Source organism: Devosia sp. LC5, from assembly GCF_000735585.1.
Lineage (GTDB): Bacteria > Pseudomonadota > Alphaproteobacteria > Rhizobiales > Devosiaceae > Devosia.
Map to the genome: position 1 here is coordinate 15,096 of NZ_JNNO01000012.1, position 14,362 is coordinate 29,457.

17 protein-coding genes are annotated in these 14,362 nt (G+C 62.6%); 7 read left to right on the top strand and 10 right to left on the bottom strand.

From position 1 onward, the window contains the following. The first annotated feature begins 4 nt into the window (after window positions 1-4). The 4 genes from sdhA to FF80_RS07475 all read left to right on the top strand — a co-directional run bounded on the left by sdhA (window position 5) and on the right by FF80_RS07475 (window position 3,461). Window positions 5-1,819: a succinate dehydrogenase flavoprotein subunit gene (sdhA, locus tag FF80_RS07460; protein ID WP_035099024.1), complete on the top strand. Its 1,815-nt coding sequence runs from the start codon at window positions 5-7 to the stop codon at window positions 1,817-1,819. Further along, entirely contained in the window at window positions 1,819-2,250 is a 432-nt protein-coding gene (locus FF80_RS07465; RefSeq protein WP_035099025.1) for a hypothetical protein, read from the top strand. The genes sdhA and FF80_RS07465 overlap by 1 nt, the downstream gene beginning before the upstream one ends. Further along, window positions 2,250-2,537, top strand: a complete 288-nt coding sequence (locus tag FF80_RS07470) for a hypothetical protein (protein ID WP_035099026.1) — start codon at window positions 2,250-2,252, stop codon at window positions 2,535-2,537. Before FF80_RS07465 ends, FF80_RS07470 begins: the two co-directional genes overlap by 1 nt. Window positions 2,538-2,675: 138 nt before the next feature. Next, window positions 2,676-3,461 carry a succinate dehydrogenase iron-sulfur subunit gene (locus FF80_RS07475; RefSeq protein WP_035099027.1) on the top strand — a complete coding sequence of 262 codons (786 nt, stop codon included), beginning with the start codon at window positions 2,676-2,678 and terminating at the stop codon, window positions 3,459-3,461. Between the two features lie 154 nt (window positions 3,462-3,615). Here FF80_RS07475 and FF80_RS07480 read toward each other — a convergent pair whose 3' ends face one another. The 7 genes from FF80_RS07480 to FF80_RS07515 all read right to left on the bottom strand — a co-directional run bounded on the left by FF80_RS07480 (window position 3,616) and on the right by FF80_RS07515 (window position 9,283). Continuing rightward, window positions 3,616-4,929 carry a TRAP transporter large permease subunit gene (locus tag FF80_RS07480; protein WP_035099028.1) on the bottom strand — a complete coding sequence of 438 codons (1,314 nt, stop codon included), beginning with the start codon at window positions 4,927-4,929 and terminating at the stop codon, window positions 3,616-3,618. 1 nt (window position 4,930) lies between these two features. Continuing rightward, window positions 4,931-5,509 carry a TRAP transporter small permease gene (locus FF80_RS07485; RefSeq protein ID WP_035099029.1) on the bottom strand — a complete coding sequence of 193 codons (579 nt, stop codon included), beginning with the start codon at window positions 5,507-5,509 and terminating at the stop codon, window positions 4,931-4,933. An 82-nt stretch (window positions 5,510-5,591) separates the two neighbouring features. After that, a complete protein-coding gene (locus FF80_RS07490; protein ID WP_035099030.1) occupies window positions 5,592-6,617 on the bottom strand; it encodes a TRAP transporter substrate-binding protein in 1,026 nt (341 codons plus the stop codon). A 516-nt stretch (window positions 6,618-7,133) separates the two neighbouring features. Continuing rightward, a complete protein-coding gene (locus tag FF80_RS07500; RefSeq protein ID WP_200877178.1) occupies window positions 7,134-7,841 on the bottom strand; it encodes a Type 1 glutamine amidotransferase-like domain-containing protein in 708 nt (235 codons plus the stop codon). A 19-nt stretch (window positions 7,842-7,860) separates the two neighbouring features. Next, window positions 7,861-8,433 (bottom strand): dihydrofolate reductase family protein, encoded by a 573-nt coding sequence (locus FF80_RS07505; RefSeq protein ID WP_035099034.1) that lies wholly within the window; start codon window positions 8,431-8,433, stop codon window positions 7,861-7,863. After that, window positions 8,433-8,948: an SRPBCC domain-containing protein gene (locus FF80_RS07510; RefSeq protein WP_052153290.1), complete on the bottom strand. Its 516-nt coding sequence runs from the start codon at window positions 8,946-8,948 to the stop codon at window positions 8,433-8,435. Before FF80_RS07510 ends, FF80_RS07505 begins: the two co-directional genes overlap by 1 nt. Beyond that, window positions 8,948-9,283 carry a metalloregulator ArsR/SmtB family transcription factor gene (locus FF80_RS07515; protein WP_200877179.1) on the bottom strand — a complete coding sequence of 112 codons (336 nt, stop codon included), beginning with the start codon at window positions 9,281-9,283 and terminating at the stop codon, window positions 8,948-8,950. The genes FF80_RS07510 and FF80_RS07515 overlap by 1 nt, the downstream gene beginning before the upstream one ends. A 123-nt stretch (window positions 9,284-9,406) precedes the next feature. Between FF80_RS07515 and FF80_RS07520 the strand changes: the two genes are divergently transcribed. After that, a complete protein-coding gene (locus FF80_RS07520; RefSeq protein WP_035099035.1) occupies window positions 9,407-9,748 on the top strand; it encodes a hypothetical protein in 342 nt (113 codons plus the stop codon). 76 nt (window positions 9,749-9,824) lie between these two features. Here FF80_RS07520 and FF80_RS07525 read toward each other — a convergent pair whose 3' ends face one another. Together FF80_RS07525 and FF80_RS07530 are read right to left on the bottom strand one after the other, a co-directional pair. Beyond that, window positions 9,825-10,385 carry an acyloxyacyl hydrolase gene (locus FF80_RS07525; protein ID WP_035099036.1) on the bottom strand — a complete coding sequence of 187 codons (561 nt, stop codon included), beginning with the start codon at window positions 10,383-10,385 and terminating at the stop codon, window positions 9,825-9,827. Between the two features lie 250 nt (window positions 10,386-10,635). Then, window positions 10,636-11,229, bottom strand: coding sequence for an acyloxyacyl hydrolase (locus FF80_RS07530; RefSeq protein WP_160172807.1), 594 nt, complete (start codon window positions 11,227-11,229; stop codon window positions 10,636-10,638). Between the two features lie 245 nt (window positions 11,230-11,474). Between FF80_RS07530 and FF80_RS07535 the strand changes: the two genes are divergently transcribed. Together FF80_RS07535 and FF80_RS07540 are read left to right on the top strand one after the other, a co-directional pair. Then, on the top strand, window positions 11,475-12,461 hold the full coding sequence (locus FF80_RS07535; protein ID WP_035099039.1) for an LLM class flavin-dependent oxidoreductase: 987 nt from the start codon (window positions 11,475-11,477) through the stop codon (window positions 12,459-12,461). Window positions 12,462-12,629: 168 nt separating this feature from the next. Beyond that, window positions 12,630-13,832 (top strand): GGDEF domain-containing protein, encoded by a 1,203-nt coding sequence (locus tag FF80_RS07540; protein ID WP_035099040.1) that lies wholly within the window; start codon window positions 12,630-12,632, stop codon window positions 13,830-13,832. A 191-nt stretch (window positions 13,833-14,023) separates the two neighbouring features. Here FF80_RS07540 and FF80_RS07545 read toward each other — a convergent pair whose 3' ends face one another. Beyond that, window positions 14,024-14,308: a hypothetical protein gene (locus FF80_RS07545; protein ID WP_035099041.1), complete on the bottom strand. Its 285-nt coding sequence runs from the start codon at window positions 14,306-14,308 to the stop codon at window positions 14,024-14,026. Window positions 14,309-14,362: the final 54 nt, after the last annotated feature.

Genomic DNA, 14,362 nt, shown 5'->3' on the forward strand with positions numbered 1-14,362 from the left:
CCTGATGGCTTCCACTTATGAACTCATCGACCACGAATTCGACGTGGTCGTGGTGGGCGCCGGCGGCGCAGGCCTCCGGGCGACCCTGGGCATGGCCGAGCAGGGCTTCAACACCGCCTGCATCACCAAGGTCTTCCCCACCCGCAGCCATACCGTGGCGGCGCAGGGCGGCATTGCGGCGTCCTTGCAGAATATGGGCCCCGATAGCTGGCAATGGCATATGTACGACACCGTCAAGGGGTCGGACTGGCTGGGCGATAATGACGCCATGGAATATCTGGCGCGCGAGGCCCCGGCCGCCATTTATGAGCTGGAACATTACGGCGTGCCGTTCAGCCGCACCGAACAGGGCAAGATCTATCAGCGCCCGTTTGGCGGCCACATGACCGAATTCGGCGATGGCCCGCCGGTGCAGCGCACTTGCGCCGCCGCCGACCGCACCGGCCACGCGATCCTGCACACGCTCTACGGCCAGAGCCTGCGCAACAATGCGCAATTCTATATCGAATATTTCGCGCTCGACCTGATCATGGGCGAGAATGGGGAATGCCAGGGCGTGATCGCCTGGAAGCTCGATGATGGCACGCTGCATCGTTTCCGCGCCAAGCTGGTCGTCTTGGCCACCGGCGGCTATGGCCGCTCCTATTTCTCGGCCACCTCGGCCCATACCTGCACCGGCGATGGCAATGGCATGGTGGCGCGGGCCGGCCTGCCGCTCCAGGATATGGAATTCGTGCAATTCCACCCTACCGGGATTTATGGCGCAGGCGTGCTCATCACCGAAGGCGCGCGCGGCGAGGGCGGGTACCTCACCAATTCGGAAGGCGAGCGCTTCATGGAGCGTTATGCCCCCAATGCCAAGGACCTGGCATCGCGCGACGTCGTCAGCCGCTGCATGACGCTCGAAATCCGCGAGGGGCGCGGCGTCGGCCCCAACAAGGACCACATTTATCTCCACCTCGATCATCTCGATCCCAAGGTGCTGCATGAGCGGCTGCCCGGCATTACCGAGAGCGCCAAGATCTTTGCCGGTGTCGACCTCACCCGCGAGCCGATCCCGGTGCTGCCCACCGTGCACTATAATATGGGCGGCATTCCCGCCAATTATCATGGCGAAGTGCTCGACCCCACGCCGGAAAACCCCAATCGCATCGTGCCCGGCCTGATGGCTGTGGGCGAAGCGGCCTGCGCCTCGGTGCATGGTGCCAACCGGCTGGGCTCCAATTCCCTGACCGACCTTGTGGTGTTCGGCCGCGCCGCCGCCATTCGCGCCGGCAAGGTGATCGATAAGGCCAGCCCCGTACCGGCCATCAATGCCGCCCAGGACGCCAAAATCCTCGCCCGCTTCGATCGTCTGCGCCATGCCGATGGCAGCCAGTCGACCGCCAAGCTGCGCGACGAAATGCAGCGCACCATGCAGGCCGACGCCGCCGTGTTCCGCACCTCGGATTCGCTGCAGAACGGCGTCAAGGCAATGAGCGAAATCTATGCGCGCCTGCCCGACGTCAAGGTGACCGATCGCTCGCTGATCTGGAATTCGGACCTGGTGGAAACGCTGGAGCTGGAAAACCTGATGACCTGCGCCATCGCCACTGTCGTCTCCGCCGAAGCCCGCCACGAAAGCCGCGGCGCCCATGCGCATGAGGATTTCCCCAATCGCGACGACGTGGAATGGCGCAAGCACACGCTGGCCAAGGTCAATGTCGATACCGGTGCGGTGGAACTGAGCTACCGGCCAGTGATCCTCGATCCGCTGACGCCGGAAAGCGAAGGCGGCATCGACCTCAAGAAAATCGCGCCCAAGGCACGCGTTTACTGATGAGCGATCCGGCCGGATATTCGGGTACGCCGCTGGCGCAGAAGCTGGGGTTCAAGGATGGGCAGCGCGTGCTGTTCATCGATCTGCCCCCCGCGCTGGACGGGTTGGCCACGAGCCGGCAATTCGCCGAAGCCGAGCGGATCGCCGCAGCCCAGGCGGGCAAGGCCAGAGCCGGCTATGACGTGATTCATCTCTTCACCGCTGCCCGTGCCGTGCTCGAAGCGCTGGCGCAGACGCTGATGGGGCTGATTGCCCGCGATGGCATGATCTGGGTCAGCTGGCCGAAAAAGGCAGCGAAGATTGCCACCGACATGACCGAGGATGTGATCCGCGCCGTGGTGCTGCCGCTGGGGCTGGTGGATGTGAAGGTCTGTGCCGTCGACCAGACCTGGTCGGGGCTGAAACTGGTGATCCGGAAGGAATTGCGCTGATGCGATTGGCACTGGGTTTGGTGGGTTTGATCGCGCTCACGGCGCCGGCTTTTGCCGTCGCGCCCACGCCGGCGCAGAAGGCCGAATTTTACCAGGTCTGCATGGGGATCGCGAGCGATGACACGCTGTGCGCCTGCAAGGCCGATGCGGCCATGAGCCTGATCGACGAGCGCTTCATGGGCGTGGTGATCAAATCCATGCAGGGTGGCTCCCCGGCCGAGGGCGATTACGTCGCCTACAACACATACGTGGCCAAAAGTAATCAGGTCTGCAAACCGGATTATTGACCACTCACGGAGTCATTCCCGCGAAAGCGGGAACCTCCGTTCAGCAAAACAGGGGTTCCCGCTTTCGCGGGAATGACCCGGTGAGAAGTAGACGATCCTTGAGCCTCATGCGGCTCAGTTGAGAAGGAAGAGCGACCCATGGTCGAACTGATGCTCCCCAAGGCCGACCGGCCGCAGCAGGGCAAGACCTGGCCCAAGCCCGAGGGCGCCAAGCGCCTGCGCGAATATCACATCTATCGCTACGACCCCGACAGACAAGCCAATCCGCGCATCGATACCTATTTCGTCAATCTGGACGATTGCGGCCCGATGATTCTCGATGGCCTGCTCTGGATCAAGAACAAGGTCGATCCTACCCTGACGCTGCGCCGCTCCTGCCGCGAGGGCATTTGCGGCTCCTGCTCGATGAATATCAACGGGCTCAATACCCTGGCCTGTACCAAGGGCATGGATGACTCGACCGGCCCGATCAAGATCTACCCGCTGCCGCATATGCCGGTAGTCAAGGATCTGGTGCCGGACCTGTCCAATTTCTACGCCCAGCACCGTGCCATCGAACCCTGGCTCAAGACGACGTCACCCACCCCGGCCAAGGAATGGACGCAGTCCGTGCCCGAGCGCGCCAAGCTCGATGGGCTCTATGAGTGTATCCTGTGCGCCTGCTGCTCGACCTCCTGCCCGTCCTATTGGTGGAATGGCGAGAAATATCTGGGGCCGGCCGCCTTGCTGCAGGCCTATCGCTGGCTGATCGACAGCCGCGACGAAAGTACGCAGGAACGGCTCGACGACCTTGAAGACCCCTTCAAGCTCTATCGCTGCCACACCATCATGAACTGCGCCAAGGTCTGCCCCAAGGGCCTCAACCCGGCCAAGGCCATCGCCGAAATCAAGAAGATGATGGTGGAACGCAAGGTCGCCGCCTAGTTTTTTGCGCCCGCCTCCGGCCGTCCAGGCCCTCCACGATTCTTGAAACCTGCCGCCCCCCTCAAGGGTGCGGCAGATCACAGAAAGCGGGCATCCGCCGATTGTCTCGCCGGCGCAACCTGGCCGTGGGGACCTGCCGGCCTGCAGCGAACATCTAGTTCACCGCCCAGGTGGCGATGGGCGGGAAGAACAGGATGATCATCAGCACCGCCAATTGCAGAGCGATGAATGGCAGGAGTGCCGTGTAGATGTGCTTGAGCGTAATCTGCCTGGGCGCAACGCTCTTGAGATAAAAGGCCGCCGGGCCAAAGGGGGGCGTCAGGTAGGAAACCTGCATGTTGACGGCAAAAAGGATGCCGAACCAGATGGGGTCGTAACCAAGCTGGATGACGATCGGCACGAAGATGGGCAGGGTGAGCAGGGCGATGCCGATCCAGTCGAGGAACATGCCCAGAACCAGCAGGATCAGCATCATCACCATGATGATGACGACAGGCGGTGCATCGATGCTCAGGATGGCGCTCGAGACGAAACGGTTGCCGCCCATCAGATTGTAGACGCCGACAAGTACGGCCGCCGCAATGCCGATCCAGATGATCATGCCGCAGGTCTCGAGCGTATGGACCAAGCTGGCCTGCAGCATCTTGAGATTGAGCTCGCGCCGCAGCAGGGAAATGACCAATACGGCCGACACACCCAGAGCGGCCGCCTCGGTGATCGAGGCGATGCCGCCATAGATCGAGCCCAGCACCACGACGACGATGAAGAGCGGCGCGGCGACCGAGCGCATCGCGCTGCCAAACGATTCCTGGGACAGCTCCTCCCGGGACATGGGGGGCCCCATTGCCGGATTGCGCAGGCAGATGAACAGCACATAGGCCACGTAAAAGGCCAGGAGCATCAGGGCGGGGGTGATGGCGGCGACGAAAAGGTCGGCAATGGAGACACTGGCAACCAGGCCATAGATGATCAGCACGATCGAGGGCGGCATCATGGTGCCCAGCGATCCGCCCGCGACGACGACGCCAATAGACAGGTTGCGATCATAGCCCAGGCGCAGCATCTGGGGCAGCGCCAGAATTCCCAGCAGCACGATCTCCCCGCCAATGACCCCCGACATGGCGGCCATCAGGATGGCCACGATCAGGGTCTGTACAGCCACGCCACCGGGCAGGCGGCCGGCCAGAATACGCATGCCGCGGAACAGGTCGCGCGCAATGCCGGAGCGATCCAGCAGAGCGGCCATCAGGATGAACATGGGAATGGCCACCAGCGAATATTCGGTGATGAAGCCGAAAATGCGCGAGGTCACCAAAGGCAGGGCGGCACCGCCAAACCAGCCGAAGGTGAAAATCAGGGCGACCAGGCCGGTGACCCAGGCCAGCGGCAGGCCGGTAAGCAGCAAGAGGAAAATGCTGCCGACCAGAATATAGGAGCCCAGCTCGATACCCAGAGTATTCAGGCCCATATCAATGCTCTCCCGTTGCGTCGAGTGTGATGTCCGGCTTGCGCCGGATGGCAGCGATGAGATGGAGCAGGGTCTGCACGAACATGAGGCCGACACAGATCAGCACCAGAACCTTCAGCATGGCTGGGGTCGGCGGGTTCCAGGCGGTACCGGTCCCCTCGAGCCGGAATTCGCCCGCCGGGGTAAACGTGGCCTTGGACGACATGGTCCAGGCAGCGTAGGACAGGCCCGCGAAAAAGATCAGGGCGAGGATGGAATTGACGATATCGAGCCAGCGCCGCCCCTTGGGTGAGACACTGTCATAGAACATGCGCACGCGGATATGCTTGTCGCGCGCCAGGGCGATGGGGCCACCGACGAGGAAAATGGCGGCGATCAGAAATGTTGTCGTCTCATGCGCCCAGAATGTGGGGCTGTTGAAGGCGTAGCGGGAGATGACCTCGAAAACGGTGACCGCAAAAGCCAGGAAAATGGCCCAGGCCAGGACCTTGGTTGTGCCCGCGACAAATCTGTCGAGCCCTGAACGGATTTCGGCGTCGTCCTGGTCAGGCTGAACAGCGATTTCTGGATCTTCAACCATCCGGCATCTCCTGGTGCGCGATAAGGCGCCCGGCGATGAACTGCCGGGCGCTGGTCATTTTTGAACGAGGCTTTCGGCCGCTCTAGAGCAGGTTCCGGCCTTCGAGATAGGCGGTAACGGCATCATAATAGCGCTGGGTCATTTCGCTGCGGCCGGCCCAGTTCAGCCATTCTTCCTGCGCGATGCGCCGGAACTTGGCGCGTTCGTCACCGGACCAGTTGATGATCTCGATTGCCGGGTTGGCGCGGGCTTCGGCCACTGCGGCGGCGTCGAGCATGCGCACCGAATAGACGTGGTCGAAGATGAACTGGTCGACCGACGCGTTCAGGATGGCTTGCAGATCCGCCGGCAGGCCGTCCCAGATTTCCTTGTTCATCGAAATGTCGATCAGCGGCAGCGAATGGAAGCCGGGATAGAGCGGATAGGGCGCGACATCATTCATGCCCAGCGCCTGGTTGGTGGCAAACACCGTATTGTCGGCAGCATCGACCACGCCCTTGTCGAGGGCGGAAAAGATTTCCGAACCCGGCAGGGCGACCGGGGCTGCTCCGGCCTTGGAGAAGATCTCGAACACCATGCCTTCGGGGGCACGCAGCTTGACGCCCTTCAGATCCTCCACGGTGCGGATCGGCACCCCGGCAACGAAGGCCTCGGGCTCGGTGGCTGCGGCGCCGATGAAATGTACGCCATAGGGCTCAACCAGTTCGGCATAGAGCTCGTGGCCGCCGCCCGACTGCATGAAGCCGAGCAGTTCGAACGGGTCGCTCCAGGCGCCGACCAGATTGCCCATCATGGCAAAGGCGGGGTCGCGGCCGGAGAAGTAGCTGGGATCGGTCAGGTGGCCCTGCAGAATGCCGCTGCCGACGGCCTCGAGCGTATCGGTATGGGGCACGACCGAGCCGATGGGCAGAATTTCAATTTCAATGCGGCCACCGGACAATATGCCGACATTTTCGGCCCATTTGGTCTTGTTGACGAAGCCCGGTTCGCCCGCCGTCTCGGAGGTTTGGAAAGTCCAGTTATAATCAGCGGCCTGCACGGCACTGGACAATGCCAGGATGGACGCTGTCAGCAGCACAAGTTTGGAAACTGCATTCGGTACGGTCACGGTCTCTCTCCCAAGTTTGTAACTTCAATTGTTTTTATGCGCTCGGGAGGCATCACGCTTCCGGCACTTGGGGGAAGTTGCGCATGATTTGCCGCCACAGGCAACGTTTGATGCGCCAGTTTTGGGAAAGACAATCGTCTGGCCGGCAGCCACGCTCTTTGAAGTTGCCGCTGTTCGATGGCTCTTGGCAGTGTGTGCCAAGCCGGTTTTTCAGGCGCAAAATCTGCCCTTAGCCGCCGTGATGGAGGCCAAAGCCGAGCTGCTCAAGATCACGGCGCACCGCCGGATCCCGCGAAAGCTCCGCAATAGCCCCAATCCGCCGCAGCCGTGCTTCACGGCGTGCGATCATGGCCTGCGCTAGTCTGGCGACGAGGAAAGACCAGGGGATACGGCCAGGTTCGCGAAACAGCATTTCTTGTGTGGCCCCCAGGTTGTAATCGCGCTACGTGCGCAAGTTCGGCACCACGAGGGGCGCAAGGATTGCGGGCAAGTTGCCTTGGGAGATCGCGCCGCTGATCAGGGTCGCGGCTGGATGGCAGGCTCGAACCGCCGCCAGTTACCCTCCGACACCACCCCATGAACGCCATCGACCACCGTGATGGCCGATTGGTCGTCCAATGCGTAGGTCGGCACCGGAATGCCGGCGGCCCATTTGCCGATATTGTGCAGCGTCGTATCGGGCATGTCCGGATGGTCGAGATGGGGATAGAGCGTGAAATCCACCAGCCCCAGCGCCCGCTCGGCGCCCTCGGCCATTTCGTGGCCGTCGGGCATGAACTGCAGATCCCACTCCGCATCGCAATTATAAGGCGTCACCGCGATACTGCCCGCGCTCACCCCGACATATACCGTTCCGGTCAGCGTCGGCAGCAGGTCCGCAAGGCCCGATTTTCGCATCCAGTAAGTGAGGTAAAGCACATCGCCGCCCCACACCAGCAGCACGTCGGCGTTCTTGACGGCGGGGATCCAGTTCTCCCGCCGGATAGTGGGCAGCGCCGTCAGCTCCAGGACGCCCACCGATTTCCAGCCCAGCTCGACTGCCCGGTTCGGCCCCTTGCCGGCAATCGCCTTCCATCCCAGTTCCGGGCCTACGGGAAAGGGATAGATCGCAGTCGGGATGATCAACGCATTGCACTCGGCAATGGGCTTGCCCAGGAGCTCGACCAGCGCGGCGGCAATACTGGGATTGCTGATGCCCGCGGACGTCAAAAGAAACTTCATCATATGCCCTCCCAATTTCGCGCTACCGTCTCGGTTCGTACCGCAGCGCCAGAGCGCCTGAACTGAGCTCCTTGCGGTCGACGAGCTTCAACTCGACAAATCTGGAAAGCCCGGCGAGCAGGGTGGGCCCATGACCGGCCAGCCTGGGCTGCATCACGAATTCGTACTCGTCGATCAGGCCCAGCTCCGCCAGCGCCAGCGGCAGCTTCACCCCGCCTGTGAACAGCGCCCCGCCTGGCTGCTGCTTGAGCTTTTGTACCGCCTCGCCCAGGTCTCCGCGCACGAGCTCCGTATTCCATCCGACCCGGTCGAGCGTGCTCGATACCAGGTACTTCTTCATCGCGTCGATCTTGCGCGCGAATGGCTCGGTCCAGTCGGGCGGCGTCGAGATGCGCGTCTCCAGCCGCCATGCTCCTTCCATCATCTGGTAGGTGACGCGACCAAAGAGCAGGGCGTCGGCGCGGCCCATGCTTTCGGTGGCGTGGCGATGTGTTGCACGCAGCTGCTCCTCCTGCAGTACCGCGTCCGCCGGTATGGCGTTGTGATCGACGCAGCCATCGAGCGTCACGTTGATGGAGTAGAGAAGAGGTCGCATCAGGGTCGCTGCTCCTTTGCTGCTCGCGCCGCTATGGCCAGGTCGAACCGCTGCAACTGGCTGGTCAGTCCCAGGATTGCGCCGCGTGTCATCTCGGGGTCCGGGTGGCGATCGGCGATCACGATCATCCGCACCCGCCCGGCTTCGGCGTGGAGTTCCATCACCATGTCGTAGGGATACGGCTCGACACCGGGCACGAAGTCGATGTCAAAGCGAATCCGCAGCCGGCGGTGATGCTCAATCTCCATAAATCGAGCGCTCACCCATGTTGTCGGCGGCCTTTCGAATTTGGCCATGTAAGCGACCGCCTCGGCGCTCACCGCAGTCATCACGTGATTGAACGTGCCACCGACCCACAGCTCGAGCGTCGATATCTCCAGGTGCAGCCCTTCGGGCGCGAACCACGCCTCGAGACCTTCCTTGGTGGTCCACAGCGCCCAGACGTCCTCGACCGGCGCGTCGTAGACCCGTTCGAACCTGATCGTATCCGCGCCTGATGCGCTGCCCTGTACCATCACTGCTTCTCCTCGCCTTGCCGCGCATAGCGTCGCTCCAGGGCGGCCTCGAAGCGATCGAGCCGGCTCTCCCAGAGCTTGCGATAGGTCCGGACCCAGTCGTCGATCGCCTGGAACGGCTCGGGCCGGAGCGAATAGAGGCGCCGCGCCCCGTCGGGCCGCATCGCGACGAAACCAGCTTCGCCCAGGATCCGCAGGTGCCGCGAAACGCCGGACTGATCGATATCGACGGCCTGAACCAGCTCGCCCACGGCCTGCTCGCCGGCTGCCAGCACTTCGATGATACGAAACCGCGTAGGATCGGCCAGGATCTGGAATGTGTTTTGTTGCATCATGCTGCATATGTATGATAATGCATATTCATGGTCAAGTCGCTTCGAGCGCCGGGGACCTCGCCAGCCGAACAAAGTGGCGGCAGAGTGCGTATCAACTCGGGCGAAGCTGAGAGGAGTTGAAAAATGCCGCCAGGACACGAAGCCGTGGAAGGTTCCTGTCATTGCGGGGCGGTGAAGATCCGCGCCGCCTCGATGCCCAAGGACCTCAACGATTGCCAGTGCGAACACTGCCAGAAGCGCGGCGCGCTGTGGGGGTACTACGCGCTCGATCAGATCGAGATCAATGGGCCGACCTCGGTTTATATCTGGGGTCCGAGCCTGCGCGAATTTCACTTCTGCACAACGTGCGGGATGACCACGCATTGGTGGCCCATCGATGCCGGCAGCATCCCATGGATGGGGCTTAACGCGCGCGTGTTCGGCCGGGACGTCTTCCAGCAAATTCCGGTGAAGAAGGGCGACTAGGCGGCGTCAAGCTAATAGCTTTCGTTCAGTTCGCGGTTCGTAAACCCCTCCGATTTCCGGCACAGCCCTGCCCGGCTCAAAACCGGATACCGGCGCGGATACCCACATTGGTCAATCCTTCGCTGTCCAGCCCGCACAACCCGCCATCGGTATAATGCTCGGCCGTCAGCATGAGCGAGGCCCCCGGCAGCACATCGACACCCACGCTGCCCGAGGCGCGCAACAGTGCCGCGCAGCCAAAGCGTTGCGGCGTTCCCTCGGCCAGCATGGAGCCGTTCTGCAGCGCTCCGCCCAGGCTTGCTTCGGCAAAAATCGGCAGCACGGGCAGCCGGAAGGTCAGGCTCAACCCGCCATAGAGCATGCTTTCCTTGCCATCCAGATTGAAGGTGGCGCCCAGATGCGGGCGGATTTCGGCCGGCACCAGAACCGGGCTCAGCGCCGGCACGGCAAACAGCAATTCCACATTGGCGTCTTCGATCCGCTCGGTATCGAACAGGCCCGAACTATCCGCATCGGTCACGCCGCGCGAGAAAATGCCGCCGCGGATTTCGGGCACGATATCGAATTGGGCCTGCGCGCTGCCTGCGGCAAACAGCGCCAGACCCAAAGCCACCATCACCCGCCAGACTATCCGCATCGCTCAACTCCAATTCGCCTGCGGCGATTGGAGGGCGTGGCGCCAGGATGCGCAATGTTTGATGCAAATTGTCTTTAACTGGACGTTAACGCTGGCGGGGTGGCCCAATGCCCTCCCACTCGCCAAGCACTCGGAGACCTCATGGTGAGCTTGTCGAACCACGAGGTCGAGCGGGTGGAGGCTCAGGTGCCACGACGTCGCCCTTCGACAAGCTCAGGATGAGGTCTACTGAGGAATTGTGGTGAGCAACCTAGAACTTCCAGCCGACCCGCAGGCCAAAGTTGGACAGCCCGTCATTGGCGTCGCACCAGCCATTGTTGGAGGTGTGCTCATAGGTCAGCGTGGCGGTCATGTTTTCGCTGAGATTGGCGCCAACGCCGAATCGTTCGTAGAAATTGACGCGGCAGCCGAAATTCTTGCGGCCCTCGGGCGCGCCGGTCAGATAGCCGTCATTGATCGCGGCGCCGAACGTGCCCTCGAGGTAGAACGGGGTTTCAAAGACCGGCAATTGCCAGGTCAGGCCCAGATGGGCGATCGAATCGCCGTCACCCAGATTGATCGTGGCGCCAATCTCGGGGCGTGGCGCGCCGACCCAGCGGAAGGCATCGAGGTCTGGCGAAGTAAACAGCACGTCAAAGCTGACATCCTCGATATGGCTGAGATCCCAGTTCTGCACGCTGAAGGGCAGCATGGTGCTGTCCACGGAATGGGCGTGGATGCCGATGCGCAATTCATCGACCACGCCGGCCAGCGGATGAGGGTCCATCAAGTCCTGCGCGGCCACTGGCGCAACGGCACCGACGAGACCCAGGGCAGAAAAAAACAGCGTACGCAGTACCGACATGATCGACCATTCACTTGGAAAACGGCCTGCATTGAGCTTGCAAGCACCAATGAAGTCAATGCCTTCGGAGTGATTTGCGGCCGCTGTGACCCCGGGGCAACGCTCGGTTTGATCGCAATCGGAGGCAAAAAATCCCGCATGCGGGATCAGGCGGGGTGGCATGGCGGGCCTGCAGAGCCTATCTTTCATCGTAATCAGACGATAAAAGCCTAACCATTGCGCCTTTGAGAGACGATTGCCCCGCCATGTCCAAGCCCCTTGCCCTTTCGATCCTCGATCTTGCCCCCATTGCCGAAGGCACTTCGACGCCTGACGCGCTGGCTGAAACCATCAAGCTGGCGCAGCTGGGTGATGCGCTCGGCTATACCCGCCTGTGGTATGCCGAGCATCACGGCATGGCCTCGATCGCCTCCTCCTCCCCCGAAGTGCTGATCGCCAGCGCAGCCGCGAATACCAAGAATATCCGGGTCGGCTCGGGCGGCGTCATGCTGCTCAACCACGCGCCCCTGCGCATTGCCGAGGCCTTTCGCACGCTTGAAGCGCTGCATCCGGGCGGCGACGGCTATGCCATGCGGGCCCTGCGTAGTGGCGGCGGCGAGGAATTTTCCACCTATCTCGCCGAAATGATGGCGTTCGATGAAGACAATTTCCCGACTGACCACCCGTTTTCGCGGGTGCCGGTGGCCCCCGGCGGCATTCGCCTGCCCCCGCTCTGGCTGCTCGGCTCGTCCGGCGCCAGCGCCCAGGCGGCCGGCCAATTGGGCATGGGCTATGCCTTTGCCGCCCATTTCAGCCATACCCCGGCGGCACCCGCTTTCGAAGCCTATCGCTATGGCTTCAAACCGAGCCAAGCCATGCCCGAACCCCACACCATTCTGGGCGTCTCGGTGGTCTGCGCGCCGACCGATGAGGAAGCGCAATACCTCTCCTATTCCCAGGCGGTGCAATGGGCCCTGTTCACCACCGGCGAACAGCGCCGCCTGATGAGCCCGGAAGATGCCCATGCCCGCGTGCTGACCAGCCAGCAGCAAAGCGTCATCGATCATCAATCCACGCTCTGGATCGTGGGCTCGCCCCGAACCGTGCGCGACACCATTGCCGAAAAGGCCGAAAGCGCCGGCGCCGATGAGGTGATCATCACCACGACGGTGCACAGCTATGAGCTGCGCCGCCGCTCCTATCAATTGATCGCGGAGGCCTTCGGGCTGGTGCCGCGGGCGCTGGCGGCTTAAGGCCACCGGCGCCATGGGCGGCCCCGTTAACCTCTCGTTCTACCCACCGCGATAGGATCGGCTCATAATCGTTGGGACCAATGGACGGGGAGCGTTCATTGGCCTGTCTGGGCGATACCGAATGGGGACGCCACGGGCCGTGTCCGGCTCTGGGCCAGAGTTGCGAACATGGGTGCCGCCGGTTTCGTCCTCGCCATCAATATTTTCGTCGCTGGATTGTTTGCCGCGGCCTTTGGTGCCGTGGCCTGGCGCTATAGCAGCGCCATAGGCGCCCGCTGGCTCTCGCTGGCCTATGCCCTGGGCATCCTCAATTCCATCCTCGAATATATCCTGCCCGGCCAGGACGATCCGCGTCTGCTTGGCATCACCGTCTTTGCCGTAGCGCTGTCGGCCTTCCTCGTCTGCGTTGTCGGGCTTGCCCGCCATTATGCCGTCGCCGTGCCCTGGATTTCGCTGGCTCTATTGGGCGGCGGCTCCCTGCTCGCCAATACCATCCTGATCAACGAGCCGGCCACCGCTACGCTGGGCCGGGCCATGATCTACCAGCTGCCCTATTTCTTTGCCCATATCCTGGCGGCAATCGTGGTGTTCCGGGCGCCGCGCCGCGGAGCGCTCGATGTGCTGCTGATCGTGTTCCTGCTGGTCAGCGGCCTGCAATTTATCGCCAAACCGTATCTGGCCATGGGCCTGGGCGATGCGAGCCTCAAGAATTACATGCACAGCCTTTATGGCGCCTGGTCGCAAATGCTGACCGCCTTCCTTCTGGTCTCCAATGGCGTGCTGATGCTGCTGATCAATGTGCGCGAGGTGATGGCCGAAATCACCCTGCGCTCGGAAACCGACAAGCTGTCCGGCCTGCTCAATCGCCGCGGCTTCGAGGAGCGGGCCGAACGGGCGCTGCAAAACGCCACCCGCGCGCGCATTCCCTCGGCGCTGGTGCTGGCGGATCTGGATCATTTCAAGGACGTCAATGACACATTCGGCCATGATGCCGGCGACCGGGTGATTGCCGCCTTTGCCGGGCTTCTGGTCAATAGTGCCGATGCCCGCATGGTGCTGGGGCGGCATGGCGGGGAGGAGTTCGCGATCCTCTTGCCGGGAGCCAATCTGGCCTCCGGGCGGCTTTATGCCGAAGGCGTACGCCAGGCCTTTGCCGCGCTATCGGGCAGCGATCTGGGCGCCAACCGCCCGCTCAGCGCCAGTTTCGGTGTCACCCAGATGCAGGCCGGCGATAGCCTGCATGATCTGGTCCACCGCGCCGACGCAGCGCTCTATGCCGCCAAAAAGGCCGGCCGCGATCGCGTCCATGCAGTGAGCATCGAGCCGGTCGACACTGCCGACCCCCGCCTGAGCGGGCAGGCCGGCAGCTGAAATTCTTGGTCAACGTTAGACTCTATTGATCCAGCGGCTCTTTCGTCCCCTCGCCCCTCAGGGGAGAGGGCCAGGGTGAGGGGTGCGATGCTTGAGCATCACACGTGCTACAGCATCGCACCCCTCACCCGCCGCAAAGCGGCGACCTCTCCCCTGAGGGGCGAGGTGATATGAGATCGTGGCTGCCGAGATCAATTTGATTGGCGGCGGTCCACCAGCTCGAAATCATCGGCGGTGAGGTCGACCTTGAGCGCCAATTGCTGGCGGTCGAGTTCGGCCAGCCACGCCGTCCAGGAACAGGGGCTGATCCCCTCGTTCGGGCCGCCCTGCCAGCCCGGGCGCTGAAAGCTCAGCTTGAGCTGGGCGTGTTCCTCCCCGAACCGGTTGCGCACCCGGGCGATGGCCGGAACACCATGCCGGTCGCTCACCCAGTTCTGGATGTCGCGATGGCGCGTCAGAGTATGAATATGGGTCATGGTCGCGGCCTCCCGTCCGCTAGTTCAGGCCCTCGTTCCGCAACGGTTCCGGTC

Excerpts from the sequence above, each read along its gene's own strand:
- sdhA (WP_035099024.1), top strand. The coding sequence starts at position 5 with ATGGCTTCCACTTATGAACTCATCGACCACGAATTCGACGTGGTCGTG.
- FF80_RS07465 (WP_035099025.1), top strand. The coding sequence starts at position 1,819 with ATGAGCGATCCGGCCGGATATTCGGGTACGCCGCTGGCGCAGAAGCTG.
- FF80_RS07470 (WP_035099026.1), top strand. The coding sequence starts at position 2,250 with ATGCGATTGGCACTGGGTTTGGTGGGTTTGATCGCGCTCACGGCGCCG.
- FF80_RS07475 (WP_035099027.1), top strand. The coding sequence starts at position 2,676 with ATGGTCGAACTGATGCTCCCCAAGGCCGACCGGCCGCAGCAGGGCAAG.
- FF80_RS07480 (WP_035099028.1), bottom strand. The coding sequence starts at position 4,929 with ATGGGCCTGAATACTCTGGGTATCGAGCTGGGCTCCTATATTCTGGTC.
- FF80_RS07485 (WP_035099029.1), bottom strand. The coding sequence starts at position 5,509 with ATGGTTGAAGATCCAGAAATCGCTGTTCAGCCTGACCAGGACGACGCC.
- FF80_RS07500 (WP_200877178.1), bottom strand. The coding sequence starts at position 7,841 with ATGATGAAGTTTCTTTTGACGTCCGCGGGCATCAGCAATCCCAGTATT.
- FF80_RS07505 (WP_035099034.1), bottom strand. The coding sequence starts at position 8,433 with ATGCGACCTCTTCTCTACTCCATCAACGTGACGCTCGATGGCTGCGTC.
- FF80_RS07510 (WP_052153290.1), bottom strand. The coding sequence starts at position 8,948 with ATGGTACAGGGCAGCGCATCAGGCGCGGATACGATCAGGTTCGAACGG.
- FF80_RS07515 (WP_200877179.1), bottom strand. The coding sequence starts at position 9,283 with ATGATGCAACAAAACACATTCCAGATCCTGGCCGATCCTACGCGGTTT.
- FF80_RS07520 (WP_035099035.1), top strand. The coding sequence starts at position 9,407 with ATGCCGCCAGGACACGAAGCCGTGGAAGGTTCCTGTCATTGCGGGGCG.
- FF80_RS07525 (WP_035099036.1), bottom strand. The coding sequence starts at position 10,385 with ATGCGGATAGTCTGGCGGGTGATGGTGGCTTTGGGTCTGGCGCTGTTT.
- FF80_RS07530 (WP_160172807.1), bottom strand. The coding sequence starts at position 11,229 with ATGTCGGTACTGCGTACGCTGTTTTTTTCTGCCCTGGGTCTCGTCGGT.
- FF80_RS07535 (WP_035099039.1), top strand. The coding sequence starts at position 11,475 with ATGTCCAAGCCCCTTGCCCTTTCGATCCTCGATCTTGCCCCCATTGCC.
- FF80_RS07540 (WP_035099040.1), top strand. The coding sequence starts at position 12,630 with ATGGGTGCCGCCGGTTTCGTCCTCGCCATCAATATTTTCGTCGCTGGA.
- FF80_RS07545 (WP_035099041.1), bottom strand. The coding sequence starts at position 14,308 with ATGACCCATATTCATACTCTGACGCGCCATCGCGACATCCAGAACTGG.